This window comes from Alistipes sp. CAG:29, assembly GCF_000435435.1.
Lineage (GTDB): Bacteria > Bacteroidota > Bacteroidia > Bacteroidales > Rikenellaceae > Alistipes > Alistipes onderdonkii.
This window is the reverse complement of sequence record NZ_FR893489.1, coordinates 1-8219: the sequence shown is the minus strand read 5'-3', so window position 1 is coordinate 8219 and position 8219 is coordinate 1. Positions and strand designations below refer to the sequence as shown.

The 8219-nt window shown below is 60.6% G+C and carries 8 protein-coding genes and 1 pseudogene; all 9 read left to right on the top strand.

Going from position 1 to position 8219, the window contains the following annotated elements; all coding sequences use genetic code 11:
- Positions 1 to 446: GSCFA domain-containing protein (locus QVP03_RS11140; protein ID WP_288210779.1), on the top strand; the 446-nt coding region annotated here is incomplete at its 5' end.
- Positions 447 to 471: 25 nt separating this feature from the next.
- Positions 472 to 942: pseudogene (locus tag QVP03_RS11135) on the top strand (alkaline phosphatase family protein); the annotation flags it as partial.
- A gap of 340 nt (positions 943 to 1282) precedes the next feature.
- Positions 1283 to 2062, top strand: coding sequence for an alkaline phosphatase family protein (locus tag QVP03_RS11130; protein WP_369677405.1), 780 nt, complete (start codon positions 1283 to 1285; stop codon positions 2060 to 2062).
- Positions 2063 to 2080: 18 nt separating this feature from the next.
- Positions 2081 to 2500 (top strand): SufE family protein, encoded by a 420-nt coding sequence (locus tag QVP03_RS11125; RefSeq protein ID WP_018695255.1) that lies wholly within the window; start codon positions 2081 to 2083, stop codon positions 2498 to 2500.
- A 9-nt stretch (positions 2501 to 2509) separates the two neighbouring features.
- Positions 2510 to 2830 (top strand): metal-sulfur cluster assembly factor, encoded by a 321-nt coding sequence (locus QVP03_RS11120; RefSeq protein WP_018695254.1) that lies wholly within the window; start codon positions 2510 to 2512, stop codon positions 2828 to 2830.
- Position 2831: 1 nt separating this feature from the next.
- A complete protein-coding gene (locus tag QVP03_RS11115; protein WP_022333505.1) occupies positions 2832 to 3788 on the top strand; it encodes a DUF2851 family protein in 957 nt (318 codons plus the stop codon).
- Positions 3789 to 3797: 9 nt separating this feature from the next.
- The gene (locus QVP03_RS11110; protein ID WP_022333504.1) at positions 3798 to 4763 is read left to right on the top strand and encodes a glycosyltransferase family 2 protein; all 966 of its coding nucleotides are present in this window, start codon (positions 3798 to 3800) and stop codon (positions 4761 to 4763) included.
- A 1-nt stretch (position 4764) separates the two neighbouring features.
- On the top strand, positions 4765 to 5730 hold the full coding sequence (locus tag QVP03_RS11105; RefSeq protein ID WP_022333503.1) for a glycosyltransferase: 966 nt from the start codon (positions 4765 to 4767) through the stop codon (positions 5728 to 5730).
- 149 nt (positions 5731 to 5879) lie between these two features.
- Positions 5880 to 8219, top strand: a 2340-nt coding sequence (gene secA, locus QVP03_RS11100) for a preprotein translocase subunit SecA (protein WP_288210778.1), incomplete at its 3' end; no start/stop codon positions are given.

The window sequence follows — 8219 nt, the reverse complement described above, 5'->3', positions numbered from 1 at the left end:
AAGAGGTCATCCTCACGGTCAGCCCCGTACGACACCTCGGCGACGGACTGGAGGGCAACGCCGTGAGCAAGGCCACGCTCCGCCTGGCAGCCGAAGAGCTGGCCGCGGCGCACGCCGCCGTCCACTACTTCCCGGCCTACGAAGTGCTCAACGACGACCTGCGCGACTACCGTTTCTACGCCGACGACCTGGTGCACCCCTCGGCGCAGGCCATACAATACGTCTGGGAAAAATTCATCCCCGCAGTGCTCTCGGACGAGGCACGACGCCTGCTCCCCGACGTGCGGCACATCGTCGTCGCGGCGGCGCACCGTCCCCGCAACCCCCGCAGCGAGGCCTACCGGGAGTTCTGCCGCCGCAGGATAGGCGAGATCGCAGCACTGCCGCAGGTCGATTTTCAGGCCGAGGAGGAATATTTCCGCAGATGTATCGAAATAAATTCGTAAATTTGCGGCCAATCACACACACGCAATGAAGCACAGGATCATTTTACTTGCCATAGCCGCCCTGGCGGCATTCGAAGCCGCGGCGGCACGCCCCCGCCTGGTCGTCAACATCGTCGTAGGCTCGATGCGCGCCGAAGACCTCGGCCGGTATGCCGGCAACTACGGCGAAGGCGGGCTCAGGCGCCTGCTGGACGGGGGCACGGTCTTCGCCGACAGCCGCTACGACTACCAGCAGACCACGACGCCCGTATCGCTCGCCACGCTCACCACGGGCGCCATGCCTTCGACGCACGGCGTAATCGGCGCCCGCTGGCGCGACTACGTCGAAAACGACGCCGTGGAACTGATCGCCGGGCGCAAGGGCCCGGGGCCCTACAACCTGATAGCCCCGACGCTCGCCGAGGCGCTCCTGCAACACGAGCCCGGAGCCAAAGCCGTCTCGGTTGCCACCGAGGCGATGTCGGCGGTCATCATGGCCGGGCACGGCGGCGAGGCCTTCTGGCTCGATTCGGCGCGCTGCGGCTGGGAAACGTCGCCCTATTACGCCCCCGAAGTACCCGAATGGGTAGCCCGCAGCAACCGCGAACGCTACAACCTCTCATACATCACCCCCGAGTGGCGCACGCTCTACGAAAAGGGACGCTACCTCAACACCCGCAACTGGGACATCGTTCTCACAGGCAAAAGCAGGAAAGACAAGGACGAGCCAGGGGAAGGGCGCCTGAAACTCACGTCGGACTACGACAAAATGCTCTACACCCCGGCGGGCAACACCGCCGTGCTGGGCTTCGCCAAGCAGGCCATAGCCCCGTTCAAACTCGGCGACGACGCGACGCCTGAAACCCGGCGACGACTCGACGCCCTACCTGCTGAACATCTGCCTCGACACGCCGCGCCGCATCAGCGAGGCCTACGGCCCCGAGTCGGTCGAGGTCGAGGACATGTACTACCGCCTGGATCGCGACCTGGCCGATTTCCTGACCTTCGTCTTCGCCCAGGTCAGAAACGGCGAGGTGCTCGTCGTCTTCACCTCCGACCACGGCACCAGCCCTTCTTTCGACACGGGGCACGAAGAGAGCGACCGGTTCAACACCCGCCAGTTCGAGGTGATCGTCAACGGCTTCCTCAACGTCCGCTACGGCATGGGCGACTGGGTGCTGGAGTACGAGGACAAATGCGTCTACCTGAACCACAACCTGATCTACGAGCGGGGACTCGACCTGGCCGAGGTGCAGAACGAGGTGGCGATCTTCGCCATGCAGTTCCGGGGCGTGTCGCACGCCCTCTCGGCGACGGCCATGCGGACGAGCTACTTCGGGAGCGGCTATGCCCGCAAGATGCAGAACAGCTTCTACCCCCGCCGTTCGGGCGACGTCATCCTGAACCTGATGCCCGGCTGGATCGAGGAGCAGGAGCGCTGCTGGTCGTCGTCGGGGTCGATGTACGGCTACGACACACAGGTTCCGCTGGTATTCTACGGCGTCGGCGTCGGGCCGCAGCGCATAAAGCGCCGCATGGACATGACAGCCGTGGCTCCGACCGTGGCACGTATGCTGGAGATCACCGAGCCTGCGGCATCGGAAGGCGAAGTACTGCCGGAAATAATAGATTTGTAAGGATTTAAAGCAAAAGATATGGACAAGATACAGGAGGAGATCATCGGGGAGTTCTCGGTATTCGACGACTGGCTCGACAAATACGACTACCTCATCGGCCTAAGCGACTCGCTCCCGGCCATCGCAGCCGAGCACCGCACGGAACAATACCTGATCGACGGCTGCCAGTCGCGCGTGTGGGTAGACGCACGCCTGGAGGACGGCAAGGTCTACTATGCCGCCGACAGTGACGCCATAATAACGAAGGGCATCATCGCGTTATTGATACGCGTGCTGAACGGGCGCACGCCGCAGGAGATCCTCGACACCGACCTCTATTTCATCGACGCCATCGGCCTGAGCGCCAACCTCTCGCCCACGCGCTCGAACGGCCTGTTGTCGATGGTCAAACAGATGCGGCTCTATGCGCTCGCGTTCGCAAGCAAAAGCGAAAAATAACAGACAGCCATGACACCCGAAGACATACTTAAGGTAGAGAAGGACATAGTCCTTACGCTCAAGAACATATACGATCCCGAAATCCCGGTTAACATCTACGACCTGGGATTGATCTACGAAATAGACTACACGCCCGACGGCGTGGCGAACATCCGCATGACCCTCACGGCGCCCAACTGCCCCATGGCCGACATGCTCGTGGAGGATGTCAACCAGCAGGTTGCCAAGGTCGACGGCGTAAAGGCGGTGAATGTCATCCTCACGTTCGACCCCGTATGGGACAAGAGCATGATGTCGGAGGAGGCGCTGCTCGAACTCAACATGTTCTGACATGGGCGCGGAACAGGAGCATCGGATGCTGAACCGGCTGCAGGCCGGGGCCGGGACGTACGCCTGCGGCGGGTACCTCGCCGGGCTGGGCTCCCTGCAGCGCAGCGAAATATGCACGGCACTGCTCTTCAGCCGGCTGGAACGCAAGATGCGCATGGTCGACGCCCTGCGGGAAGAGGCTTCCGAGAACTGGAACCAGACCTTCTACCTGCTCTATTTCCGCACGCTGGGCGACCGCCGGAACCAGGAGGCGTATCTCTCGCTGGCACGCCGCGTCCCCTACAAGGTCGTCCTGCGCGAACGGCTGGCGCCGCGGGCCGTCGAAGCCATGTTCTTCGGGGCTTCGGGGCTGCTGACGCTCTATCCGCACGACGCGTACACGCTCGACCTGGCGCGCGACTTCGAATACCTGGCGGCCAAATACGACATCGAACCGCTGGATGCCGGGGTCTGGGAACTGGACGAGATACGCCCCGCCAACCATCCCGTACTGCGTCTGGCACAGGCGGCCGAGTTCTTCATACAGGACGAATTCGTAATGGAACGCGCCATGTCATGCCGCACGGAGGAGGATATCCGGCGGCTGTTCTGCATCGAAGCGTCGGCTTACTGGCGCACGCACCACATCCCGGGGATCGCAAGCGACGAACACCCCAAGCGTTTGGGAGCATTCAAGGCCAATATCATCGGCATCAACCTCGTTTCCGTCCTGCAATTCGCCTATGGCAGCGTCACCGGGCGCGAAACGCTGCGCGACAGCGCCCTCACGCTGCTCGAACGCCTGCCAGCCGAGGACAACCGTTACATGCGCAACTGGCGCAACACGGGCGTTTCGATCCGCAACGCGTTCGAATCGCAGGCGCTGCTGCAACTCGCCACGGAATACTGCCCTGCAAAACGCTGTACGGAATGCCCCGTCGGACGGCGCATCCTGCAAAGCATAAGTTCAACCGAATAACAGGCAACGATGGAAAAGCAATCCCCCCTCATAAGCGTCATCATGCCGCTCTACAACGCAGAGCGATTCGTCGGCGAAAGCATCGGCAACATCCTCGGACAAACCGTCGGGGATTTCGAGCTGATCGTTATCGACGACGCCTCGACGGACTCCTCGTACGACATCGCAAGCCGTTATGCCGCGCAAGACGCACGGATCGTCCTGATGCGCAACGACGCGAACCACGGCGCCGCCTATACCCGCAACCGGGGGCTGGAGACAGCGCGCGGGAGTTTCATTACGTTCATGGATGCCGACGACCGCTGTTCGCCGGAACGTTTCGCCCGCCAGACAGCATTCTTCGGACAGCACCCGCAGATCGACCTGTGCGGCAGTTACTATACGATGTTCGGGCCGGACGATGCCCGGGAACAGAAGATCCAGGATCCCACCACGCACGAAGGAATCCGGATCCAGATGCTTTTCGGCTGCCCGTTCGCAATGTCGGCGGTCATGATGCGCAGCGAGGCGTTCCGATGTTCGGGAGTGCAGTTCCGGGATAGCATGGCAGAAGATTACCAATTCTGGGTAGACCTTTCCGGGCACATGCACATGGCGAATATTCCGGAACATCTGTTTTTCTACCGCAGGTGGGAAAACCAACTTTCGACCAGCCAGTTAGACCGGCAAACCCTCAGCGCGCAAGCTATCCAGCGGGATCTGCTGCGCACAACCCTCGGCATGACGCTCACCGACGAGGAATCGCGGATATACACGCAGATGAACCTCCGGGTCGGGACACTGCGGCGCGACGAACTTACGACCTACCGCGGCCTGCTCAAACGACTCTACCGCGCGAACTCCGAACGCAGGGCCTACGATCCGAAACTGCTGCGCAAACGGCTGGTTTACCGTTACAAGCTCGCCTGCAAATGTTTCTATCCCTCGTGGACCGTAAAAATCAGGAAACGCCTGCTGTGGCTCGAACTCCGGTGATATGAAAAAAGTCAGCATCATAATCCCGTTGTACAACCTCGAAAAACTGATCGGGAAATGCATCGCTTCGGCCCTCGGGCAGGATTTATCTCCCGAGGAGTACGAAATTCTGGTCATCGACGACGGGTCGACGGACGGGTCGCTCGCAGCCGCCGAAAAGGCGGCGCAGGGGCACCCCAACGTACATGTATATACCAAACCCAACGAGGGGCTGAGCCGCACGCGCAACTACGGCACCGACCGCGCCGCTGGCAGGTACGTCATGTATCTCGACGCAGACGATTACCTAGAACCGAATGTCCTCGGCCGTCTGGTGGAAACCATGGAGTGCGGAGGGCTCGACATGCTGTGCTTCGAAATAGCTGGAATCGACGAAAACGGCAACGACGTCCCACTCTGGAGCGACGGGATTTCCGCAGGCAACGGCTCCGACGTGCAGCGCGGAGTCGATTTCCTGCAACGCGACCGGTTCCTGCCGATGGTATACGCCTACCTCTACTCGCAGGAGATGCTCGACGCCAACTCGCTGCGGATGGCTCCGATCTGGCACGAGGACGAAGAGTTCACACCCCGCGCGTTGTATTACGCACGGCGGATCCAATACCTCCCCGTCCGGGTTTACAACTACCTGCAACGCAGCGATTCGTTCATGGGCAATTACAAGCCGCAAAGTCGCTTAGACCTCGTACGCGCCATGAAAAGCCTGACCTGTTTCGCCTCCCGCATCGGGGCGGAAGACCCCTCAGGCGCCCGCCTGATGCGCCTGCATGTGGGCAAGACCCTAAGCCTGGCATGCAAACAGACCGTGGTGAGGCAACTCGGCAACGCCCGCGAAATGCTCCGGGAAGCCCGCCGGCTAGGCATCATGCCGCTCGAATTCCGCCGCCGGGACTTCCGGCATTTCCTGATAAACCGCCTGCCGGGCCTGTACGTCCTCTACTACAAGCTGCACAAGCGCCAAAAATAACTGCAAACTATTGCCGGGACGGCAGTTCCGCAGATGAAAAAATATTGCGGCGGGGAGTGATGTCCCCGCCGCAATATTTTGCGGTTTTGAAAGAAATCATTACTTTTGTAAGATTTACGTACACAACCCCGAAATAACTGAAATCACATATGGAAATAGTTGCAAGTTTAATCAAACTTTTCTTCGGCTCGAAAGCCGACAAAGACCGCAAGCAGATCGAGCCTTACCTCCAGAAGATCAAAGCGGTGTACCCTTCGATAGAAACCCTTTCGAACGACGAACTGCGTGACAGGAGCGAAGCGCTGAAGAAACAGATCGCCGATTTCATCGCCCGGGACGAGGCCGACATCGTGGAACTGAAGGCCAAGCTTGAACTGCCCGAAACCTCGCTGGAGGAGAAGGAGCGTATCTCGAAGCAGATCGACGAGACGACCAAACGCATCGACGAGAAGATCGAGGAGAAACTCGACGAGATACTGCCCGAAGCCTTCGCCATCATGAAGGATACGGCACGCCGCTTCGCGCAGAACGACGAGGTGGTCGTCACGGCCAACGATTTCGACCGGGATCTGGCCGCCGAGAAGGATTTCGTCCGTATCGAGGGCGATAAGGCCATCTACGCCAACCACTGGATGGCGGGCGGCAACGACCTGAAATGGGACATGATCCATTACGACGTACAGCTGTTCGGCGGCGTAGTGCTCCACAAAGGTAAAATCGCCGAGATGGCGACGGGTGAAGGAAAGACACTCGTGGCGACGCTCCCCGTATTCCTCAACGCACTGGCCAAGAAGGGCGTGCACCTGGTCACGGTGAACAACTACCTGGCCAAGCGAGACTCGGAGTGGATGGGCCCGATGTACCAGTTCCACGGGCTTTCGGTAGCCTGCATCGACGACACGCAGCCCAACTCCGACGCCCGCCGCAAGGCATACATGGCCGACATCACGTTCGGTACGAACAACGAATACGGCTTCGACTACCTGCGTGACAACATGGCCTCGTCGCCGGCCGATCTGGTGCAGCGCAAGCACCACTTCGCCATCGTCGACGAGGTCGACTCGGTGCTGATCGACGACGCCCGTACGCCGCTCATCATCTCCGGCCCGGTACCCAAAGGCGACGACCAGCTCTTCGAGCAGTACTGCCCGGCCATCGACCATCTCTACAACCTGCAGAAAAACCTCGTGACGGGCCTGCTGGCCGAGGCACGCCGGCTTATCTCGGAGGGCAAGAACGACGAGGGCGGCGTGAAGCTCTACCGTGCCCACAAGGGCCTGCCCAAGTACAAGCCGCTGATCAAATACCTCTCGGAAACGGGCGTCAAGGCACTGATGCAGAAGACCGAGAACACCTACATGCAGGACAACAACCGCCGTATGCCGGAGATCACCGACGACCTGTTCTTCGTCATCGACGAAAAACTCAATTCGGTGGAACTGACCGACAAGGGACACGAGGTGCTGTCGAAATATTTCAACGAGGACGGGTTCTTCGTGCTGCCCGACATCGGCGCCGAGGTGGCCGAGCTGGAGAAGAGCAACCTCTCGGACGAGGAGCGTGCGCAGAAGCGCGACCAGGTGGTCAACGACTATTCGATCAAGTCGGAGCGCGTGCACACGATCCACCAGCTGCTGAAAGCCTACGCCATGTTCGAGAAAGACGTCGAATACGTGGTGATGGACAACAAGGTGAAGATCGTCGACGAACAGACGGGGCGTATCCTCGACGGGCGCCGCTATTCGGACGGCCTGCACCAGGCCATCGAGGCCAAGGAGCACGTGAAGGTCGAGGCTGCGACGCAGACCTTTGCAACGATCACGCTGCAGAACTATTTCCGCATGTACCACAAGCTGGCCGGTATGACCGGTACGGCCGAAACCGAGGCTTCGGAGTTCTGGAGCATCTACAAACTCGACGTCGTGGTGATCCCGACGAACCGCCCGGTGATCCGCGACGACCGCCAGGATTTGATTTACAAGACCAAGCGTGAGAAATACAACGCCGTGATCGAGGAGATCGTGAAGCTGGTCGAGGCGGGACGCCCCGTACTGGTGGGCACCACCTCGGTCGAGATTTCGGAGTTGCTGAGCCGCATGCTCAAGCTCCGCGGCATCAAGCATAACGTCCTCAATGCCAAGCAGCACCAACTGGAGGCGCAGGTCGTGGCCGAGGCGGGCCGCTCGGGACAGGTGACCATCGCCACCAACATGGCCGGCCGTGGTACCGACATCAAACTGACGCCCGAGGTCAAGGCAGCCGGAGGTCTTGCGATCATCGGCACCGAACGCCACGAAAGCCGCCGCGTCGACCGCCAGCTGCGCGGACGTGCCGGACGTCAGGGCGACCCCGGATCGTCGCAGTTCTTCGTATCGCTCGAAGACGACCTGATGCGCCTGTTCGGGTCGGGCCGCATCGCCTCGATGATGGACCGCATGGGGCTGAAAGAGGGCGAGGTGATCCAGGCCGGCATGATGACGCGGGCCATC

Bases quoted from the DNA above. Each gene is read 5' to 3' on its own strand.
- QVP03_RS11110 (WP_022333504.1), top strand. From the start codon at position 3,798: ATGGAAAAGCAATCCCCCCTCATAAGCGTCATCATGCCGCTCTACAAC.
- QVP03_RS11115 (WP_022333505.1), top strand. From the start codon at position 2,832: ATGGGCGCGGAACAGGAGCATCGGATGCTGAACCGGCTGCAGGCCGGG.
- QVP03_RS11120 (WP_018695254.1), top strand. From the start codon at position 2,510: ATGACACCCGAAGACATACTTAAGGTAGAGAAGGACATAGTCCTTACG.
- QVP03_RS11125 (WP_018695255.1), top strand. From the start codon at position 2,081: ATGGACAAGATACAGGAGGAGATCATCGGGGAGTTCTCGGTATTCGAC.
- QVP03_RS11105 (WP_022333503.1), top strand. From the start codon at position 4,765: ATGAAAAAAGTCAGCATCATAATCCCGTTGTACAACCTCGAAAAACTG.